This window comes from Vibrio sp. M260112 (assembly GCF_036533775.1).
Lineage (GTDB): Bacteria > Pseudomonadota > Gammaproteobacteria > Enterobacterales > Vibrionaceae > Vibrio.
In genome coordinates this window covers 1-20,261 of the sequence record NZ_JATABH010000021.1, presented here as the reverse complement: position 1 = coordinate 20,261, position 20,261 = coordinate 1, and the positions used below count along the sequence as shown (strand labels likewise).

Below are 20,261 nucleotides of genomic sequence, written 5' to 3'. Positions count from 1 at the left end.
AAGATGTACGATGTTATCTTCATTGATGATGAAAGCGATATTCGCCTAGCGATCGAACAGAGTTTCGAGCTGGAGGATATCAGTGCCCGTTTTTTTGCTAACGCTGAAGATGCTCTATTGGCGATAAAAAGTGACGGTCTACCGAAAGTCGTCATCACCGATATCTGCTTACCGGGTTTGTCTGGCGAAAATATTTTATCCAGCATACTGCACCAAGACGAAAACATTCCGGTCATTCTGATAACGGGACATGGCGATATCTCGATGGCAGTTAATGCCCTACGCAATGGCGCGTATGACTTTATTGAGAAGCCCTTCCCAATTGATCGTTTGATCGATACCACCAGACGTGCGTTGGAAAAACGCGAACTCACTTTAGAAAACCAAGAATTAAAACGCAGCCTTAAAGCGAGTCAAGCGCTGGGTCCACGCATCATCGGTGACACCCCTTCCATTCAACTCCTCCGCGATACCATCGTCCATATTGCAGACACCAATGCGGACATCTTGCTGTTTGGCGAGACAGGCACAGGTAAAGAGCTGTTTGCCCGTTCTATTCATGAGCAAAGCTCTCGACGCGATAATAACTTCGTAGCGATCAACTGTGGTGCCGTACCAGAAAACTTGATTGAAAGTGAACTGTACGGCCACGAGAAAGGCGCTTTTACTGGTGCAAATTCAAAACGAGTGGGTAAATTCGAACATGCCCAAGGCGGTACACTTTTTCTCGATGAAATTGAATCAATGCCCCTTCAAGCGCAGATTCGTTTATTGCGGGTTTTGCAAGAGAGGGTCATTGAACGTGTGGGCTCCAACGAACTGGTTCCTATTGATATTCGCGTCATTGCCGCGACTAAGGTCGATTTAAAACAGGCGGCGGCTGAGGGCTCATTTCGCGAAGATCTCTACTATCGACTGAATGTGGTTACTCTAGAGCTTCCTCCGCTCAGGCAGCGCAAGGAAGATATTCCGACTCTATTTCATCACTTTTTGCTGGTTGCCGCTTCACGCTATGGTAAGTCCGCACCGGCTATCGAAACTCAGCAGATTCATCAACTGATGACGCACGATTGGCCGGGAAACGTTCGCGAACTGAGAAATGCCGCCGAACGTTTTGTACTATTGGGAAGATTAACTCAATTTGATTCAGAGTCTGCGTTCGCAAGCCGAGAGATGAGCCTCGCCGAACAAATTGCGGAATTTGAAAAGAGTGTTATTGAACAAGCACTTAACCAGTGTCATGGCAGTATTAAGCAAACCATGGATAGGTTACAACTCGCACGTAAAACTCTATATGACAAGATGCAAAAATACGGTTTGGATAAAAGTAACTATAAAGGTGAATAAGCGGTTCATTTTATATTCAGATTGAAAGCGTTAAGTTAGATTCATCAAAAGGAACTGATACAAATGAGTTAAGAATTTAGTTCATCCACTGTCCTAACAACAAAGCCCCGGATAACGAGTATTCGGGGCTTTCTTTTTTAGTTCAGTTATTTGGTGATGATTTCAGGGCCCATCAAGGTGGTTGGTAACCACGTTGACACCCAAGGAACATAAGTCACGATAATCAGGAATAAGAACATCACCCCTACCCAAGGCAAGGCGGCTTTCACCACTTGCATCATCGACATCTTAGCGACCCCTGCGGTAACAAACAGGTTGAGACCAACGGGCGGCGTGATCATCCCTATCTCCATGTTCACGACCATCATGATACCTAGGTGAATCGGGTCAATGCCTAGTGCAATAGCTATTGGGAACACCAGAGGTGCAACGATGATAAGTAGACCCGATGGCTCCATAAACTGACCGCCAATCAACAGCAGTAGGTTGACCACAATCAGGAAGGTAATCGGACCAAGACCAGCAGATAACATCGACTCCGTAATCATTTGAGGAATACGTTCTTCTGTTAACACATGCTTAAGGATCAAAGCATTGGCAATGATAAACAGTAGCATAATGGTCAGTTTACCGGCTTCATAAAGCGTATGTTTGGTGTCTTTATGCACAAATGCTTGAACGACTTTCACCAATATAGGCTTGGTATTTTCCTTGTCAGCAAACGGGCCCATATCCTTGTAGATAAAGTTCGCGATTAAGAACGAGTAAACCGCAGCCACGGCGGCCGCTTCCGTTGGTGTAAATACCCCTCCGTAAATACCGCCTAGGATAATAACGACCAGTAATAAACCCCAGCTCGCATCTTTTGCTGAATCAAACATCTCCTTCCAACCGACAAATGGCTGTTTTGGCAGGTTCTTAACACGCGCAGCGATGTAGATGGCAATCATCAGCATCACCCCAGCCAGAAGACCTGGGATCACGCCACCTAGGAACATACGACCAACCGATACATCCGTCGCCGCTGCGTAAACCACCATCACGATAGAAGGCGGGATCAAAATACCCAGCGTACCTGCATTACAGATAACACCAGCGGCGAACTCTTTTGAGTAGCCGTTTTTAATCATACCCGCGATAACAATACTACCGATGGCAACAACTGTCGCAGGCGATGAACCAGACAGGGCTGCAAACATCATACACGCAACAACCGATGCCATGGCGAGACCACCACGGAACCAACCGACCATGGCAATAGCGAAACGGATAATACGTTTAGCAACCCCACCCGTAGACATAAAACTAGAGGCAAGAATGAAGAATGGAATCGCGAGTAGCGTATAGTGGCCAGCAAAGGCATTAAATAAGGTCTGAGCAACGGAAGCCAGTGACGCATCAGAGTGCATCATCAGGAAAATAATGCTCGATAAACCAAGGGAAATAGCGATTGGCACACCCACAAGCATAAAGCCAATCACCATGATGAATAAGAATAGAATTTCCATGGCTTAGCCCTCCTTGCTCTGGTTATTATTACTTTTCGGTTCCATTGCTTCTCCAGCGTCTTTGAGTTCCTCTTTCAGAGCTTCGAGCTCTTCTTCAGCCTCATGACCTGCGATCAAGCGGTCCAACTTACCAGTAATAATTTGCAACGTAACTTGAACAAAGCGGAAAGTGAGTAACGCCATACCTATAGGCAGTGCCATGTACGGAATGAATCGAGGTAATTTTTCGTAACGCTCACCTTCATTCAACCAGTCAGCCAAAAACTGCAACATTTCCGGCATCGGAATATCGTCGGTTTCATACCATGCACGTTCAGTTGCGAACGGGTACCAGTAGTTCCAAGAGCCAATAAGCAGCAAGATTGAAAAAGCCAAACAGGATGCCGCAGCGATCAGCGCATAAACTTTACGCAGATGGTCTGGCGCTAGGTTAATAACAACATCAACACCAATGTGAAAATGTTTTTTCACGCCGTATGATGCCCCGACGAGTACCATCCAAGCGAACATGAACACGGTTAGCTCAAGAGCCCACAAGATGTTGTCATTAAATACGTAGCGAAATACTACATTGGCAAAGGTGAGCATGGTCATTGCACCCAAGAAGAACGCGATCAGAGTTTCCTCAATTGCGTCTGTCACCCTGCCAATTCTGGCAAAAATAGACTGTTCCATAAGTTACTTCACTTTCTCAAAAGAAAAGAAAGGCCCTCTTCCCGATATATCCCGAGAAGAAAGAGATACTAAGAGGGCCAAAGGTTAGGGGAAATTGTTATTATTTATTTGATGCGATAGCCGCTTCGATCAGGTCAGAGCCGATATCTTTCTCGAACTTCTTCCATACTGGCTGAAGCGCAGTTACCCACTGTTGGCGCTCTTCGGCAGTCAAGGTACGAACCACACCACCCGCTTCGATGATGTTATTTTTGTTCGCTAGGTCGACACGCGAAGATTCAGCATTACGCTCAGTCGTCACTTCTTCAATGATTGTCGCAAGCTGCTGACGTTGGTCTTCTGGTAGACCTTTCCAGAAATCGTTTGACGTAACGACTAGGTAATCAAGAATACCGTGGTTTGTTTCAGTGATACCGTCTTGAACTTCGAAGAATTTTTTACCGTAGATGTTAGACCAAGTGTTTTCTTGACCATCAATAACTTTAGTTTGTAGACCACCGTAAACTTCTTTGAATGACATTTTCTGCGGGTTACCGCCTAATTGCTCAAACTGAGCAACAAGAACATCGGATGCTTGCACGCGGAATTTCAGACCTTTTGCATCTTCAGGAGTGATAAGTGGCTTGTTCGCAGACATCTGTTTCATGCCGTTGTGCCAGAACGCTAGACCTTGAAGGCCGCGACGTTTCATCGCATTTTTCAGCTTCTCACCCGCTTCTGAGTTTTGGAAACGGTCAACCGCTTCTACATCTTCAAATAGGAATGGTAGGTCGAAAATACGGTACTTCTTGGTGAACTTTTCAAACTTTGATAGAGAAGGGGCTGCAAGTTGCACGTCACCGTTAAGAAGAGCTTCTAGAACTTTGTCATCATCATACAGAGTTGAGTTCGGGAATACCTGAAGACACACTTTACCGTTCATCTCTTCATTAACACGTTTTTCAAGTAATGAAGCCGCGATACCTTTTGGGTGCTTATCTGTATTCGTTACGTGACTGAATTTAATCACTGTTTCACCTGGATCACAATTAGCCGCAGCGTTGAAACTGGTCACAGCAAGAATCGATGCAGATAGTAGGGTCAATGGCTTGAACATTATTATTCTCCTTGTTAAATGAACAACCCCATCACTGGGTGTTGATATTTCTATAAGGGCAATAACTAAGCCAACTTTCAATTAATCATAAAAACATCTATAAATCATAAGTTTAATAAAAACACCCCCGACTACCACCTGTTTTTAAATCACACTTTTTTTATAAAAATGGGTGGATTTCCACCCATCATATTTATCACAACGGGTGAATTTACACATATTTAACAAAGACTCATTATAAAAAACAAATGGCAGCCCTTGGGCTGCCATTTTTGTTACTAGAGATTCGACGGGCAATAAGGAGACGAAATCGCCCATCTCCCCTCAAATGTGCACGAAGCTTCTTCATGCTATAGCTCTAAGCATAGTCGACTATGTGCATTTTTCTAACAATATTGTTAACAAATTAATCATTAATGAAAGTCGATGCGTTTCTCTGTTGTTGCATCAAAGAACACCGCTTTAGAGAGGTCAAAGTGCAAAGGTGCCACTTGACCTGCGACCACATCAAACTCAGGAGAAAGACGACACGCGACTTCTTGCTCGTTGACTTTGATCATCGCAATCGTATCTGGACCCGTTGGCTCCAAAACTTCCAGCATCAGATCAAGCTTGGTGCTTGCTTGTGAATCCACATTCTCGCTATCTGTAATGTGTTCTGGACGAAGCCCAATAACGATCTCTCGTCCATCTTGCTCACGCATTGATGCCGGTAAACTAATGTGATGTTCTTGACCGTTGCTGCCCTTCACTTTGATCACAGGGTTATCCTGCGCATCCAGATCAACCATAGTTTTGATGAAGTTCATCGACGGTGACCCCATAAAACCGGCGACAAACATATTGGTTGGCTTGTTGTAAATCTCTTGCGGAGTGCCTAGCTGCTGAAGTTCACCATCTTTCATAACTGCAATACGGTCGGCGAGAGTCATCGCTTCAATCTGGTCGTGGGTGACGTACACGATGGTCGTTTTAAGCTGTTGATGAAGGCGTTTAATCTGATGGCGCATCTCTACGCGAAGTTTCGCATCAAGATTCGATAACGGTTCATCAAACAGATATAGCTTAGGACGGCGGGCCAGTGCGCGTCCCATTGCGACACGTTGACGCTGACCACCCGAAAGCTGTGAAGGTTTACGGTCTAACAGATGATCAATTTGCAGCATGGTTGCAACTCGCTCAACTTCTGCATCTATCTCAGCCTTAGGCATCTTGCGGATCTTCAGACCAAACTCAATATTGCCGCGAACCGTCATATTTGGGTAAAGCGCATAGGATTGGAATACCATCGCAATATCACGGTCTTTCGGTTCAACCTCTGAGACATCATTACCGTCGATGACAATCTCACCAGAACTGATATTTTCCAATCCGGCAATGGTGTTCATCAAGGTCGATTTACCGCAACCCGAAGGCCCAACCAAGATCAGGAACTCGCCTGAATCAATGTTAATGTCGATACCCTTTAAGGTTTCTTGCTCCGCTTTCGGGTAGGTTTTACGGATCTGTTTAAGTTCGAGTGTTGCCATGATAATTATCCTTTTACCGACCCAGCCGTTAGGCCGCGAACAAAGTATTTTCCTGCTAATACATAAACTAATAGTGTTGGCAGCGCCGCGATAATCGCCGCAGCCATATCAACGTTGTACTCTTTGACACCAGTACTGGTGTTAACCAAGTTATTGAGTGCAACAGTTATTGGTTGAGTTTCTGAGCCTGAATAAACCACTCCGAACAGGAAGTCATTCCAAATCGCTGTGAACTGCCAAATCACCGTCACCATGATGATAGGCGTTGAGATTGGTAACAGAATCTTGAAGAAAATAGTGAAGAAGCCTGCACCATCTAGCTTCGCCGCTTTAACCAGTTCATCAGGGACGCTGATATAGAAGTTGCGGAAGAACAGTGTAGTAAACGCCATACCGTAGATAACGTGAACAATCACTAGCCCAGCCGTCGTATTCGCCAAACCTAACTTGCCAAGTACTGCTGCCATCGGCAAAAGGATGACCTGGAACGGAATGAAACAGCCGAACAGCAATAGGCTGAAAAACAGATTAGAACCACGGAATTGCCATTTGGTCACAACGTAACCATTAAACGCGCCTAATAGAGTTGAGATAGCCACGGCCGGAATAACCATCTGGAAAGAGTTCCAGAAGTAACCTTTAACACCTTCACACTTAACACCAGTACAAGCACTGTCCCATGCTTTAAACCAAGCATCGAACACCCACTCAGTTGGTAAACTCATTAAGTTACCCGCTTTGATATCTGGCAAGGTTTTAAATGAGGTAATGAACATTACGAACAGTGGCATCAGGTAAACCAGACAGAAGAACACCAGTGTCGAATAGATAAATAGTCGAGAAAAATTGACACTACGCATCATGATTTTTTCTCCCTAAGTTCAGAGTAAAGATAAGGTACTAAGATGGCTAAGATACCTGCTAGCATCATCATCGCACTCGCCGCACCCAGACCTATCTGACCACGAGTAAATGAGTGAGCATACATAAATAGCGCAGGCAGATCGGAAGAGTAACCAGGTCCACCGGCTGTCATAGCGGTCACCAAGTCAAAGCTCTTGATCGCAATATGAGAGGTAATAATCACCGCGCTGAAAAACACCGGGCGCAAACACGGCATAATGATTTGCCAGTAGATAGTCGGTAAACTTGCGCCATCAATTTGCGCCGCTTTTATGATCGAAGAGTCGATACCTCGCAAGCCGGCTAAAAACATCGCCATTACAAAGCCAGAGGACTGCCAAACCGCGGCAATAACCAAGGTATAAACAGACATATCCGAGTTAACCAACCAATCAAATTTGAACTCGGTAAAGCCCCAGTCCTGCATTAATTTTTCGATACCCAATCCCGGGTTAAGAATCCACTTCCACGCCGTACCTGTCACGATGAATGACAACGCCATTGGATAGAGATAAATGGTACGGATCGCCCCTTCCTGACGGATGTTCTGGTCGAGGAAGATAGCCAAAGCCACTCCCAAACCAATTGCCACCAGCATAAACAGCAGGCCAAAGATACCTAGGTTAGTGATTGATGTGATCCAACGGTCGTTCTCCATTAGCTTTTCATACTGGGCAAAACCCACGAAGTTAAAGCTAGGCAGAAAGCGCGAGTTGGTCATTGAAAGTGCCGCCGTCCAGAAAATGTAACCATAGATACAAACCACAGTCACAAGCACTGTCGGGGCAAGAACGATTTTCGGCAGCCAATGTTGAAGTCGGTCGCCTAGGTTAACCTTGGCTTTTGACTTCTTATCAGACCGAGTAACAACATGCTCCATAACGAGTCCTTACGTCATAAGACCCTAATCAAATTCCTGATCGGGTAATAGAGAAAGGGCAGACAGGCTCCCCACAAGCCTGCCTGCCCTTTGGGGGTGTACTTAAACGAGCGAAGTTTAAATGGCTGCTTTAACGGCCTTAGCCAGTTTTTGAGCTGCTTGCTTAGGATCCGCTTTGTCATCATTGAAGAAGTTAGTCACTACGTCGTAGATGGCGCCTTGTGCATAGCTCGTTGTTGATAGACCGTGCGCCATACTTGGTACTAGGTCACCAGACTGAGCGCTCGCCTTAAATGTCGCCATAGAGTCCAGTGCACACTGGTCAAACTTAGACATATCCATATCTAGGCGTACAGGAATTGAACCTTTGTTTAGGTTAAACACCTCTTGGAACTCTTTAGTTAGGATTGTACGAGCTAGATCTTGCTGAGCTTTCTGATTGTCTTTGTTGCTAAGCTCGAAGAAAGCGAAGCTGTCGATGTTGAACGTGAACTGTCCATCCGTACCTGGAGCAGGTGCACAGATGTAATCTTTGCCTGGAACTTTACCAGCAGCGGTAAACTCACCTTTCGCCCAGTCACCCATGATTTGCATCGCCGCTTCACCGTTAATCACCATTGAGGTTGCAACGTTCCAGTCACGTCCTGGTGAGTTTGCATCGATGTAGTCACGCACCTTCTTGAACTTAGTGAACACTTCCACCATCTTGTCACCAGAAAGCACATCCATGTCTAGGTCTACAAACGCTTTGTTGTAGTCTTCACTACCTAGTACATCCAGTGCGACTGCTTCGAATACAGTGGCATCTTGCCAAGGCTGACCACCATGAGCGAGTGGTACAAAACCAGCGGCTTTAATTTTTTCAGCCGCAGCAAAGAACTCATCCAATGTGGTTGGCAACTCTACGCCCGATTTCTTAAGCACTTCAGGGTTAGCCCAAATCCAGTTAACGCGGTGAACGTTGACCGGCACTGCGACGTACTCACCGTTGTATTTCATCACTTTGGTGACTACTGAAGGTAGGATTTCATCCCATTTTTCTTGTTTTGCTGTGCTCTCAAGAGAAGTCAGGAAGCCAAGACCGCCCCACTCCTGAATGTCATGACCTTTGATTTGTGCTGCTGATGGTGGATTACCTGATACAGCACGAGTTTTCAAAACCGTCATAGCAGATTCACCGCCACCACCAGCTACTGCGAAATCTTTCCAAGTGTGGTTTTGCTCTTCTAGCATCTCTTTAAGAACAGCAGCAGATTTTGCTTCACCGCCCGCAGTCCACCAGTGAAGAACTTCAACTTCACCAGCAGTTGCAACATTAGCAGCAGACAATAGAGAGAGGGTAAGTAGGGTTTTATTAAGTTTCATTATTATCTTCCATGTATTGGATTAGACATTCAGGCCAACAGCTCAATGACCCCAAGCGTTCTTGCTTGTACTAAACAGAGTCTATCCAAATTGAAATTTAAGATTGAAACAAACGGTAAACGCCACGTAACAACTATGTTACATTACACCTCTAGGTTCGATGGAATATAGATTTGGGCGCGTAACCCTTTTCTGGGCAAGTTATCAATAATGAGATCTCCGCCATGTCCGTGAAGAATATTCCGGCAGATACCTAAGCCTAAGCCATGCCCATTTTCATCATTTGCCAATCTAAAATAGGGTTCAAAAACGGCTTCGAGCTTATCTTCAGGAATACCTGGACCATGATCCTCAATGACAATACTGACCCACTCCTGATTGGTGAGCACTGCAATCTCAGCACGATGACCATATTTTACTGCGTTATCGACTAAATTACTGATCACTCGCTTGATCGCTAATGGTTTCGCAACAATTGGCTCAATTGGGTAGGGATCAAACTCAACCGTTTGCTGGTGTTGGTTCAATGGTTCAATCACACTCAGTATCATCTCATTGAGATCAATGTAGGCATTGTTTTCATGTAGGTCGGTGTCACGGACACACTGCAACGCCCCTTTAACCATCATTTCTAGTTCATCAAGGTCACGATTAAACTTGTCGCGTTTGGTGTCGTTTTCAAGCAACTCGGCCCTCAGCCTTAAACGTGTGATGGGTGTTTTCAGGTCGTGGGAAATCGCCGAGAAAAGATGCTCCCTATCCGCTACATAACGGCGTATCCGCTGCTGCATACGATTAAATGCACGCGTCGCGGTGATCAATTCGCTCGCCCCCTCTTCCTTTATAGGCGCTTGATCGATGTCCATGCTCATCTCATTCGCGGCCTTAGCTAATCGCTTGAGTGGCTTGACCTGACGCCGTACCAACAAGTAAGTAAGGAACAATAAGATCGTGGTAGAGAAGAGCAGAAACATCATCTGTTCACGACCGATCAAGGTATCGTCGAGAGTGACATACGGTGCGGGTAATAGAGCCGCAATATAGACCCACTCATGGGTTTTTAGCTCAATTTGTACCACGAGAATCGGTGGATCAATGGGATTGAGCGTCAGCGTATGGTGAGCCCACGACTTAGGTAAGTCATGCAGATAAATATCATTTTTGAGCAGTCTCAAGTTATCTGGATGAGAAAAGTCGACTTGAATCGACTCGACCTTAGGTAGCTTTTTGGCTAACACACTTTCAATTGCTTGCAATGAAGCCAATTTCAGCGGGGTATCTTCTATCGGGTCGACGATTAACTGCTCTTTATTGAATGAGACGAAAAAACGAGTCCCGCCCATATTTCGGATCTGATCCAATACAATATGGCGATACTTGACCGGCAAAGATTGAAAGAAGGTCACTGTCGAAGAGAACATATTTGCCATGCTTTCAGAAGCAGAGCGAATACCTTCCAGCTCCTTCTGTTTCGACTCGGCGTACCAAATAGTCGTTGCCACACCTTGAGCGAGCACAACCGCCAACAACGTTAACCCCAGAGTTCGGCTGACTAGCGAATTGGGCTTGAAACGGCGTAACCAATTTTGCATTTTATTGCTCATAACTCACAGGCACCGCAAGAATATAGCCATTACCACGCATCGTTTTGATGTAATGTGGGAATCTTGCACTGTCACCTAACCTTTGGCGCAATCGGCTAAGCTGGACATCGATACCGCGTTCAAAGGGTAACGCTTCTCGACCGCGAGTCGCGAAAGAGATGGTGTCGCGGTCAAGTACTTCATTTGGACGTTTAAGAAATAGCATCAGCAATGCAAAGTCACTACCTGACAAGTCATGAGACTCATGGCGCTCGACATGAGTAATTCTGTGTGCCAAGGGATCCAGTTTCCAATCACCAAATACGATGGTTTTAGCGATAACACTGGCAGGCAGCTCTTCTACTACGTTAACTCGGCGCAACACGGCTTTTATCCGTGCGGTGAGGTGACGTGGATTGAACGGTTTTGCGATATAGTCATCTGCACCAATCTCAAGGCCGATGATCTGATCGGTATCATCGGAGACCGCAGTGAGCATAATGATGGGGACAGAAGAGTGACGGCGCACTTGCTGACACAAAGTAAAGCCATCATCTCCCGGCAGCATCACATCAAGCAGGATAAGTTCAGGATAACCCTGCTGTTCAAGATACGACTTCATCTGTTCGCCGTCATTGACCGCATCAACCTGATAACCTTGCTTCGTCAGGTATTCTTCCAATAACTCACAAATCTCTTGATCATCATCGACAACAAGAATTTTAGCTGACATACCCTTACCTACTACTGAGCGACTTTAGTACTGAGGAGTGTAAACAGTTCTTATTCGGTAATTTGTAAGATATTACTTAGAATTTGAACCCCTTGCGGACTCACATCACATCTTATTAACAAAAAACGAATTATCGAACCTTCTAACCAAACCCATCAACCGCACCCTACTCAAAGAGAAACTCATCGCTTGGAGCCAACGTCATTAAGATGAACAACTAATCTCCATCTTTTTGCCCCAATCAGGTGGTAGGTTGGCATACTGACTCATCTCAGCCTGCTCATCAAAAGGGTTTCTCAACAAGGTGGCAAGGCGCTCTACTTCGCTGAAATCGCCCTCTTCTGCTCGATCTATTGCAATTTGAGCGAGGTAGTTACGCAAGATGTACTTCGGGTTTACCCGACGCATGGCTTGACAACGTTCGGCGGCGGAAACCACCTCTCCATGGCCATTATGTTCATGCTCACAGCGTTCTAGGTATTGTGCCAACCACTGATTTATCGCCTGCTGGTCGAGAAAAAGATCCAGTACCGCTTGAATCCCTTTGATATCGATCGATGACAATTCGCGTAAAAAACGCGTGTAATCAATACCCTGTTGATGTAACAACTCAAACATTGCACCAAACAGTTGCGTATCACTTTGCTGCTGACTATTGATACCCAATTTACTTCGCATCAGACGGCTAAACTCCTGACCTAACAATGGCTCAAACTGCGATAGTGCTTGCTCTAGATCTTCTCTCAATATGAGAGGAGACAAGCTGTGAGCTAAGGCTGATAGATTCCAAAGCGCAATGCGTGGTTGTTGATTAAATGCATAGCGCCCTTGGTAGTCAGAGTGATTGCAAATATAACTTGGGTCGTAATCGTCAAGAAAACCAAATGGACCGTAATCAAATGTATCGCCAATGATCGACATATTGTCCGTGTTCATTACCCCGTGCGCAAAACCATACGCCTGCCATTGCGCTATCATTTTTGCAGTACGTTGAACGATTTGATCAAACATCGAGAGATAAGGTTTTTCATTGTCCCGTGCTGAGGGGAAGTGCCACTCAACAACTCTGTCAGCTAATAACTGAAGCTCTTCAAGTTGATTGGTATAGAAGAAATGCTCGAAATGACCAAAACGAATGTGACTGCGTGCCATTCTAATTAATAGAGCACCTTGCTCACACTTCTCTCTATAGACAGGGGTATCACTCACCAACATCCCTAAAGCTCGCGTCGTTGGGATACCAAGTCCTGCCATCGCTTCACTGCATAGATACTCACGAATTGTAGAGCGCAATACTGCCCTGCCATCCCCCATCCGTGAATAAGGCGTTAAACCGGCACCTTTAATATGCAAGTCAAAGACTTCGTTATGATGATTAGTCAACTCACCGAGCAATAGACCACGGCCATCCCCTAATTCAGGGTTATAAACACCAAATTGGTGTCCTGCATACTTCATGGCAACAGGCGGCGAGTTTTCTATGATGTATTCACCAGTCAGAAACTGTTTCAGATCTCCGTCAGGAGCCTGTAGGGGTAAATTAAATTGCTCAGCAAACTGTCCATTCCAAATAATCCAACGCGTATTATCAAGAGGTTGCGGTGCGACAGGCGTATAAAAAGCATCTGGCAAGGAGGCAAAACGATGAGAAAGTGACGACAGCGAAAACATATACAAACCATTAACAGTATGAATCACTGCGAAACTAACATAGCAAATGAGTGAGATCCAGAGCCGCCTTGAGTATCCGTACACTTAAGTGAGTAATTACTTCCTCGTCAAGGCTTGCTCGAAAACTAAATAATACTGAATACCAATAAAATACCGAACAATGAAAACAGACAAGTGCGGCTGATAACGCCAAAATTGGAAGGTTGAATCATTTCTTGATGCTGCATAAACCACGCTCTCTTTTTTGTTACATAGTCATTACAATATGATGAATTTTCAATATTTTCACAATGCACACTAAGATTAAATTTTTATGACAAGCGTCTACACTTTTTATTCACCCTGTTCTAACTATGGATAATTAGAACAATAGGGGGGGAAATCACTGAAAGGTTAACTATGTTCAAATGCAATAAGTAGAACATTATTATAACGTATTTAGTCAGGAGGCCATGTGCCACTTTTTTTATTTTTGTAAGCTCAAAGAGATACGTACAAAGTCGCCATCTTCAAATTCGACTTTATGCTCAAATAAGGATGACGAATAAATAGTACGCATCAAGGTATGCTTTTCGCCGTGAGTCCCACGAAACAACATAGAAATATCCGCAACCAAGCGATTACGATTGTTGAAATGTGCGTTGAGATCCGTAGAAAGCACACACAGCAAACAGCCTTTCGGGTTATGTTTTAGATCCACCTCTTGAGGACTTGAAACCAACACTGTGGTGTTTAACTCCCTCTCTAAGGTGTTAACCAACAGCAAAAAACTGTCGAGATGAGGTAACTCGTCCCCTTCTACCGGCGGGAGTAAATTCCCAAGCATCCCTTCCATATCTAAGCGCTGTGAGCGAGCATGGCTGACTAACGAGCGTACTTTCTTCTTGAAGGGTTTGTATTTCTTGCTATTTGCAGCTTTGTTAAGCCAAGCAGAAAGAATATCGTTCACATCGGAACGTGGCTTTCTCGCCAAAGACACTGCGGTATGATTAGTGCGCAAATGAAGTAAAGCGTGAAGAGCAAGTTCTGCTAATAGCGGCTCAAATTCAGGTTTAATTTTAGTATGGATACTGCGCATGGTTCACTAAAGGTAGGTACTCGGTTCGAACTTGGCCAAGACGGAAACGTCAGAGGAGCGACATGCTACCGAAAAGCACAGCTTATGTACAGAGAGCATATTAAATCGGTTGAAATAGCGCAGAATATAGGTTGCATATGTAACGATCCACCAGCACCACAGAAACGACAAAGCCCCGATAACTCATCGAGTTATCGGGGCTTCTGAATAAATGGCACGCCCTGTAGGATTCGAACCTACGACCACATCCTTAGAAGTGATGTGGTTTTATGATTTCAAACGATAACACAAGATTAACCAACAAAATAAAATCAATCACTTACAGTAAACCTAGATAGTAATCATACTACTTACGATTACATACAACTACACTAAATCACTTCCTTACTTGACTAACTTTACTGTTAGTCAAGTAGCGCTAGTTCGTGAGTTGAGGTGATAAAATGTTAACTGTAAAAGAGATAAAGGGATTACAGCCGAAGAAAAGTCCATATTACGTGTGGGACACTTGCTTTGATTAGCCGCTTCATTGGTGCGCACCCATAACAACGAACAGCAAAGTTGCTTACACCTCGGCTGAGCCTGAAGATAACTAGAAAACAACTGTTTAACCATTTTTTTGAATAGCGCCAGCTGGGGTTAACCGATAAATAATGGCCCAACCAATAATGGTTGGCAGCGGAGAGACCGCAATAAGAGACCTTCTATATGTGTTTGTCGTAAGCAATGCTTAATGACCAAAATGACAAAGCGAAGTAGATAACTTTGTTGTTCGAAGAGCATTGGCTGCTCACGCAGCCAACAGGATGTTATTGCCTATTGACAGGCAGAAGGCTCATATGTGTTATGTAGCTAGGGTTCACCGCCACCAAAATCAAGAAAGTTTACTCCACCGGAACTATCTAAAGTCGTGTTCGTAACTTTACACTTAGGTGCTGAATTTACCTCTGCATATAACAGGTAGCTTTCAAAAGAAGGAACTTCCGACACGTTAAATAAGATCTCTCCGACAGACTTTTGAAACTCTAACAAGTCACCTAAGTCTTCGTGTAACTCGATAGCCAAATCTTTGCTGTAAGGCAGCAACATGCCATAAGAAACTGACTTATAGAACTGGTCATCGCTGCGCTTAATCTCACTCAATGCCCAACTAATTTCCTGGAACGAATAGACGAGCCTTTCCCCAAATTTAGCACACAGTTTAGGAGCTACATCTATAGCTACTGACTGAACATAAGACTTTTTATTCAAAAAGTTAAGCACACCAAATCTCCTTGCTACATAACGCTTATTAGTCGACAAACTGTCGTCTTTTTCTTCTATATAATGCACTCTTAATCATATTGGTTCAATTAACAATCAATAAGTTAAAGTAAGACAAGGGATACTAATACCAATCTAAGTAAAAATATGGTCTAATTGAGGCTGTCATTTCTACACGAGAATACCATGAATAGCCTCGACAACATCGACTTTAAAAAACTCGCTAGTCAGCAGAAGTCTATACAAATGAAGTAACTATTCACCCGCTAGCTATTGACGTCAGTTTGGGCTAAAAACGCTGGCGTCTGATAATCTACTTTGAGCATATGATGTTCGACTATTTCACGTAGCCAATTATAGGCAGAGAGCTGCTGAAGTTTCGCTGTCTCGATAAGCGAGAACATCCGCTCACGGAACAGGTCTCCTCGATATGAACGAGTTACGTAACAGCACTTTCTCATCAATATGTAATTACGGAGAACTCGCTCTGCAGCATTGTTCGTTAATGAGCATTCGGTGTCACCCATAAAGCGCCAGACCATCGCATCATCTGCGATGAGGTTACGGCATCGACCTCGATATCGTTTTGAACATTGATAACTGCCCAGTTTGAGCCAATGAAGCCAGCTCTTTCTTAATCGCCTGAGTCGACGATAATATTGGCTCTTGATCATTTTATTCTCGATGTATCGATGATGGCACCTGAATACGCTATGACCGATTAAAGCGAGTTTTTCTCCGATTTTTTGGTTTTCAGGGCAAACACTTTCCTCGATAGCGATGACGTTTCTCAAAATATGAGCCCAACATAACTACCGCTTAGAATCATCAATATATTTGTAGGCTGAGTATTGGTCAGTGACTAAAAGGTGCGAAACAGCCTCGCCAAGTAGTCGCTTGGCTGCATGTTGGTTTCTACCACTGTTGATTTGGAAAAGGCTACGTTATTACTCAGTGCAGCCCACATCCAACGTTTATCATTATTACGTTGATGTGAGGTTTCGTCAGCCATAATCAGTTCAGATGCTTTAACTGTTTCGTGGATTTGCTTATGAGTATCAGCTAAGTATTCAGCTATTCGCCCCTGAGCCGCTGATATCGCACCGATAGAGAAGCTCAACTGAAAGACATCTTTCAGCATCGATTGTATTTTGCCTATGCTTTGATGGTGCTGAGTCGCTTGGATTGCGATAAAGCTATGTAGATTTGGCCCCATCTGAACTTCGGGCACATACTCTGGAAGCTCAGCTTGATGCTTATCGCCACACCATGAGCATTCACCCTTGAAGACTTGATGTTCAACTAATGTATACGAAATATCAGGTAAATCGAAGATTTGATGCCGCTTATAGGGCTTTCGATTGGGAATGACACAACCACCGCAGTGGCATGTCTTGTTTGGTAAGTATTGCTCAACCGAGGCACTGTCTTCCACTGGGTGAAGCAGTCGGCGATGACCTTTATGACCTGGTTGAGCTCCTTGCTTTTTTCCAGATTTCTTCCGATTAGGCGAAGTATTCTTGGCTTTGTTAAACAAAGGTTGTTGTGATGACGGCACAGAAGAATCTCGACTATTCTGATTTAGTCTGTCTTCAAGCTCTGCCAACTTATTCCATAAAAAATGGATGATGTCTTTCGCCTCTTCAGGCGAATCGAAATCTGGCGGAGGAGGTAGTGTTTTCTTGTTCATACCTCCAGATTGCCATCACAAAAAGATCACTCAAGTTGGATGTGTGATCAAGTTAACCAGGTCACAAAACCTTGGAGTCAAGACCTGCTGGGTGAATAGTTACCTTCTCAACTAACCCTAATGGGGCTGAAGCGAGCTACAGTATCGTCGAGACCGCGAAAGCCAATGGTCTTATCCTTTACGACTATATGGTCAAGTGTATGAAAGAGCTGGCAAAGCGGAGCCAGATATCGATGCGCTCCTGCCTTGGAACTTCAAACACTAGCAGTGTCGCCCCGTGGGATCATGGGGCGGATACGATTCATCCTCGCTACAGCTTGCCTTTAGCGCTTCATACGCCTCTATGAATGCTTGCTGTTTTGCTTCATCAAACTTGTGTGGTATGCCTTTCGGTTGCTTGTAGCTAAAACCATTGTGGTGAAGCCATTTGTTCATCCCAGAAACAGTATAATTAAGTCCAAATGTCTCTTTAACGTAGGCGACAATTTGATGAGTATGAGAATAGGTTTTCTCAGTCAAATGCTCGATTAGGTGCATGGTTTGAGTCGTAGACATTTTGCTTTGGCTGCCACCATTTTCAGGCTTAAGCTTTTCAGAAAGAACGTAGTTGCTGAGGTGGCGAGCGACCGTCGATTCATGAATGAGAAGGGCTTGTGAAATCATAGTCTGACTCCAGCCTTCAGAAGCCAGCAAAACCGCCTTAATACGGTCGCAAACTCGACTATCACGTTCAATGTCGTGCATTTGTTCGAGTTGCAGTTTCTGTTGAGGAGTCAGTGTAATTTTCATGGTTAGTAGCATGATCCTGATTCTATTGAAAATCAAGCATCTTCAATGATCACGGGTATAGATCTGACACTTCAGTTTGAAAAGAAGAGAGTTACCTACTTTGATTAAGTATGCTGAATCTTAAGTCAAAGAGAAAGAGGTCACTCTCATGCTTCAGGTGGAACCACATTCCAAGAGTTCTGATCGTTACTTCTGATAAGTTTCTATTCCTTTTATATGGAATGCAACTCTCCAATAAAAAAGAATCTCAATCATACCAAATACAAGAACATCCCATATATTAGTCTGTAGTGGCATAATTAATGCGTAAAAGAGGAAAACTGAAAACAAAAACTTTATAAACATGACCCAACTTATTGCAAGAAACTTCGCGATAAAGTGACTACCTTTGTCAGCTCCATTACATCGGTACGCATATAACACCCCAACAATACAAAGAAACACACTTAAAATTGACGCAACCAAGTCAAATATATTGGGTTCTTGATAAGGTATAGAAAGCGCTGCGCCAACTATAAGAATGTGGGCTATGAAATATTTAACAAGCTCATTTTCTTTTATAGTTCCAGTTATAAATTCTTCTTTCAACTTATCAATAGCCCAAAAGTACATCTGACCACCTTTATATTGAAATGTGATAACATATTAATAACTCCATTACCTCACCTTGTATACCAAACTAGATGTTTTATTGATTTACCCATAATCTTTGCCAGTCTTTTTGTTCACAAAAAGAGCCAATAACAAAACAAGCTGGTTCGAATATAGCACGAATCAATTTCCCTCTAATGGAACCTTTATCTAGAACATTCATCTGATAAGCTAACTCTATTGCACGATACTTGGCTATCGGAAGCATTATCTTTTCAAAAAAACTATGATTACGCATCAGTTCCACATAAGGAATAGCCCAATAATGGTATCCTCTTACGGTGGTAGCACTCAAGTTTTGCTGTGTGAACTCTAAGTCTGCTCTCCAAATATTACGCTCAATCATGCCCTTCTGGTAAAAGTGCGTACATATGACCCGACTTCTTCCCTTAGCCTCTTTATTCCTCTTATTATAATGGTCGATTTTCTCTTTTGTTCCCCAGTTTTTCTTTGCTCGATTAGCTATATTGTCTCTTTCATTCCAATAATACTTCGCCCCCTCCTTTGCAGCCTTTTTCCCTAGCTTCTTCAGAGCTTGACCCGCTAGGACTCCTGAACCTGATACATGTTCAGTTTGTCCAATGTCTAGTTCTCTCATAATGGCGCCATAATTGATTTATTGATTGATAAGTTAATTTCAATATATATAGATACTATGCAACTCAAAATTACGCCTTGTGACGAACAACTTTCAACCAAAATATTTCATTTATCACACAAATATGGGATCAAGACATCATATGTGTAATATTTTGTTTCTGGGAGTAGTTTGATTACGGTTAATGTGTATCGAGCGTAAGGGTTGTGGGAACGTTAATGTGTTTAGGGGGCGTTGTTGCCTAAATCAGTTGAACCTTTTTCGAGTCTTGCGAACTGACCCTTTATGATGGTTAGAGCGGTGGTGACATGGGTAAGGCAAAAAAGAAGATAACTAACTGGGCGGAGTACAATAAGGCTCTGTGTAAACGGGGCTCGGTTACGTTCTGGATAGATGATACAGCCGTAGATGCATGGCGATGCAAAACCCATCATGGTAAGCGTGGTAGAGGCTTTCAGTACTCTGATACAGCGATTGAAACTGCCTTGATGATTAAAGGAATATTCTCACTACCATTGCGTGCTCTCCAAGGTTTTATCGACTCTATCTTTGAGTTATTGGAGGCTCCGCTGACGTCCCCAGACTACACCTGTATCAGTAAACGCTCGAAGACAGTCCAGGTCAAATACCGTAATAAATCTAAAGGGGCTATTCGTCATATAGCCATTGACTCGACTGGCCTCAAAGTCTTTGGTGAGGGTGAGTGGAAGGTGAAGAAACACGGTACCGAAAAACGTAGAACATGGCGCAAGTTGCACTTAGCCGTTGATGTAGAAACTCATGAGGCCATTAGTGCAGAAGTCAGTCTTGTAAGTGTTGGCGATAGCGAAGTGTTGTCAACATTACTCAACCCTTTACGTAGAAAGATAGATACCGTATCTGCCGATGGAGCGTATGACACA

The 20,261-nt window shown here is 43.9% G+C and carries 16 protein-coding genes and 3 pseudogenes; 3 read left to right on the top strand and 16 right to left on the bottom strand.

The features are described 5' to 3' along the window. Positions 1–3 precede the first annotated feature (3 nt). The gene (locus QTN95_RS11005; RefSeq protein ID WP_331417514.1) at positions 4–1,347 is read left to right on the top strand and encodes a sigma-54-dependent transcriptional regulator; all 1,344 of its coding nucleotides are present in this window, start codon (positions 4–6) and stop codon (positions 1,345–1,347) included. A gap of 146 nt (positions 1,348–1,493) precedes the next feature. On the opposite strand, the gene QTN95_RS11000 is transcribed toward QTN95_RS11005, so the two are convergent. From QTN95_RS11000 to tnpC, 13 genes and pseudogenes are all read right to left on the bottom strand, one after another. Next, on the bottom strand, positions 1,494–2,855 hold the full coding sequence (locus QTN95_RS11000) for a TRAP transporter large permease (protein ID WP_331417513.1): 1,362 nt from the start codon (positions 2,853–2,855) through the stop codon (positions 1,494–1,496). 3 nt (positions 2,856–2,858) lie between these two features. Beyond that, on the bottom strand, positions 2,859–3,530 hold the full coding sequence (locus tag QTN95_RS10995) for a TRAP transporter small permease (protein ID WP_331417512.1): 672 nt from the start codon (positions 3,528–3,530) through the stop codon (positions 2,859–2,861). A 100-nt stretch (positions 3,531–3,630) separates the two neighbouring features. After that, positions 3,631–4,626 (bottom strand): TRAP transporter substrate-binding protein, encoded by a 996-nt coding sequence (locus tag QTN95_RS10990; protein ID WP_331417511.1) that lies wholly within the window; start codon positions 4,624–4,626, stop codon positions 3,631–3,633. A 413-nt stretch (positions 4,627–5,039) separates the two neighbouring features. Next, positions 5,040–6,155 (bottom strand): ABC transporter ATP-binding protein, encoded by a 1,116-nt coding sequence (locus QTN95_RS10985; RefSeq protein ID WP_138970772.1) that lies wholly within the window; start codon positions 6,153–6,155, stop codon positions 5,040–5,042. A 5-nt stretch (positions 6,156–6,160) separates the two neighbouring features. Continuing rightward, entirely contained in the window at positions 6,161–7,018 is an 858-nt protein-coding gene (locus tag QTN95_RS10980) for a carbohydrate ABC transporter permease (protein WP_138970773.1), read from the bottom strand. Continuing rightward, entirely contained in the window at positions 7,015–7,938 is a 924-nt protein-coding gene (locus tag QTN95_RS10975; protein ID WP_138970774.1) for a carbohydrate ABC transporter permease, read from the bottom strand. Before QTN95_RS10975 ends, QTN95_RS10980 begins: the two co-directional genes overlap by 4 nt. A 117-nt stretch (positions 7,939–8,055) precedes the next feature. Then, positions 8,056–9,303: an ABC transporter substrate-binding protein gene (locus QTN95_RS10970; RefSeq protein WP_138970775.1), complete on the bottom strand. Its 1,248-nt coding sequence runs from the start codon at positions 9,301–9,303 to the stop codon at positions 8,056–8,058. A 143-nt stretch (positions 9,304–9,446) separates the two neighbouring features. Then, positions 9,447–10,895 carry an ATP-binding protein gene (locus QTN95_RS10965; protein ID WP_443088868.1) on the bottom strand — a complete coding sequence of 483 codons (1,449 nt, stop codon included), beginning with the start codon at positions 10,893–10,895 and terminating at the stop codon, positions 9,447–9,449. Position 10,896: 1 nt separating this feature from the next. Then, positions 10,897–11,619 (bottom strand): response regulator, encoded by a 723-nt coding sequence (locus QTN95_RS10960; RefSeq protein ID WP_138970777.1) that lies wholly within the window; start codon positions 11,617–11,619, stop codon positions 10,897–10,899. Between the two features lie 204 nt (positions 11,620–11,823). Next, positions 11,824–13,290, bottom strand: coding sequence for a protein adenylyltransferase SelO (locus QTN95_RS10955; RefSeq protein ID WP_331417509.1), 1,467 nt, complete (start codon positions 13,288–13,290; stop codon positions 11,824–11,826). A 466-nt stretch (positions 13,291–13,756) separates the two neighbouring features. Continuing rightward, a complete protein-coding gene (locus QTN95_RS10950) occupies positions 13,757–14,368 on the bottom strand; it encodes a DUF2913 family protein (RefSeq protein ID WP_138971569.1) in 612 nt (203 codons plus the stop codon). Positions 14,369–15,220: 852 nt separating this feature from the next. Beyond that, positions 15,221–15,631, bottom strand: coding sequence for a hypothetical protein (locus QTN95_RS10945; protein ID WP_331417534.1), 411 nt, complete (start codon positions 15,629–15,631; stop codon positions 15,221–15,223). 266 nt (positions 15,632–15,897) lie between these two features. Next, positions 15,898–17,321: pseudogene (gene tnpC / locus QTN95_RS21260) on the bottom strand (IS66 family transposase). Positions 17,322–17,425: 104 nt separating this feature from the next. On the opposite strand from tnpC, the pseudogene QTN95_RS10930 reads away from it, so the two are divergent. Continuing rightward, positions 17,426–17,586: pseudogene (locus QTN95_RS10930) on the top strand (transposase domain-containing protein); the annotation flags it as partial. A 35-nt stretch (positions 17,587–17,621) separates the two neighbouring features. Here the strand turns inward: QTN95_RS10930 and QTN95_RS10925 are convergent. From QTN95_RS10925 to QTN95_RS10915, 3 genes and pseudogenes are all read right to left on the bottom strand, one after another. Beyond that, positions 17,622–18,110 (bottom strand): annotated as a pseudogene (locus tag QTN95_RS10925) (helix-turn-helix domain-containing protein); the annotation flags it as partial. Between the two features lie 186 nt (positions 18,111–18,296). After that, a complete protein-coding gene (locus QTN95_RS10920; RefSeq protein ID WP_331417506.1) occupies positions 18,297–18,722 on the bottom strand; it encodes a hypothetical protein in 426 nt (141 codons plus the stop codon). 76 nt (positions 18,723–18,798) lie between these two features. Further along, complete coding sequence (locus QTN95_RS10915) at positions 18,799–19,359, bottom strand: hypothetical protein (protein WP_331417505.1); 561 nt, start codon at positions 19,357–19,359, stop codon at positions 18,799–18,801. A 308-nt stretch (positions 19,360–19,667) separates the two neighbouring features. Here QTN95_RS10915 and QTN95_RS10910 point away from each other — a divergent pair. Further along, positions 19,668–20,261 (top strand): IS5 family transposase (locus QTN95_RS10910; protein ID WP_331417504.1); only part of this gene is annotated, 594 nt, incomplete at its 3' end.

Coding starts and splice junctions, on each gene's coding strand:
- QTN95_RS10990 (WP_331417511.1), bottom strand. CDS start 4,626: ATGTTCAAGCCATTGACCCTACTATCTGCATCGATTCTTGCTGTGACC.
- QTN95_RS10980 (WP_138970773.1), bottom strand. CDS start 7,018: ATGATGCGTAGTGTCAATTTTTCTCGACTATTTATCTATTCGACACTG.
- QTN95_RS10970 (WP_138970775.1), bottom strand. CDS start 9,303: ATGAAACTTAATAAAACCCTACTTACCCTCTCTCTATTGTCTGCTGCT.
- QTN95_RS10920 (WP_331417506.1), bottom strand. CDS start 18,722: ATGTACTTTTGGGCTATTGATAAGTTGAAAGAAGAATTTATAACTGGA.
- QTN95_RS10975 (WP_138970774.1), bottom strand. CDS start 7,938: ATGGAGCATGTTGTTACTCGGTCTGATAAGAAGTCAAAAGCCAAGGTT.
- QTN95_RS10950 (WP_138971569.1), bottom strand. CDS start 14,368: ATGCGCAGTATCCATACTAAAATTAAACCTGAATTTGAGCCGCTATTA.
- QTN95_RS10965 (WP_443088868.1), bottom strand. CDS start 10,895: ATGCAAAATTGGTTACGCCGTTTCAAGCCCAATTCGCTAGTCAGCCGA.
- QTN95_RS10915 (WP_331417505.1), bottom strand. CDS start 19,359: ATGAGAGAACTAGACATTGGACAAACTGAACATGTATCAGGTTCAGGA.
- QTN95_RS10955 (WP_331417509.1), bottom strand. CDS start 13,290: ATGTTTTCGCTGTCGTCACTTTCTCATCGTTTTGCCTCCTTGCCAGAT.
- QTN95_RS10985 (WP_138970772.1), bottom strand. CDS start 6,155: ATGGCAACACTCGAACTTAAACAGATCCGTAAAACCTACCCGAAAGCG.
- QTN95_RS11005 (WP_331417514.1), top strand. CDS start 4: ATGTACGATGTTATCTTCATTGATGATGAAAGCGATATTCGCCTAGCG.
- QTN95_RS11000 (WP_331417513.1), bottom strand. CDS start 2,855: ATGGAAATTCTATTCTTATTCATCATGGTGATTGGCTTTATGCTTGTG.
- QTN95_RS10960 (WP_138970777.1), bottom strand. CDS start 11,619: ATGTCAGCTAAAATTCTTGTTGTCGATGATGATCAAGAGATTTGTGAG.
- QTN95_RS10995 (WP_331417512.1), bottom strand. CDS start 3,530: ATGGAACAGTCTATTTTTGCCAGAATTGGCAGGGTGACAGACGCAATT.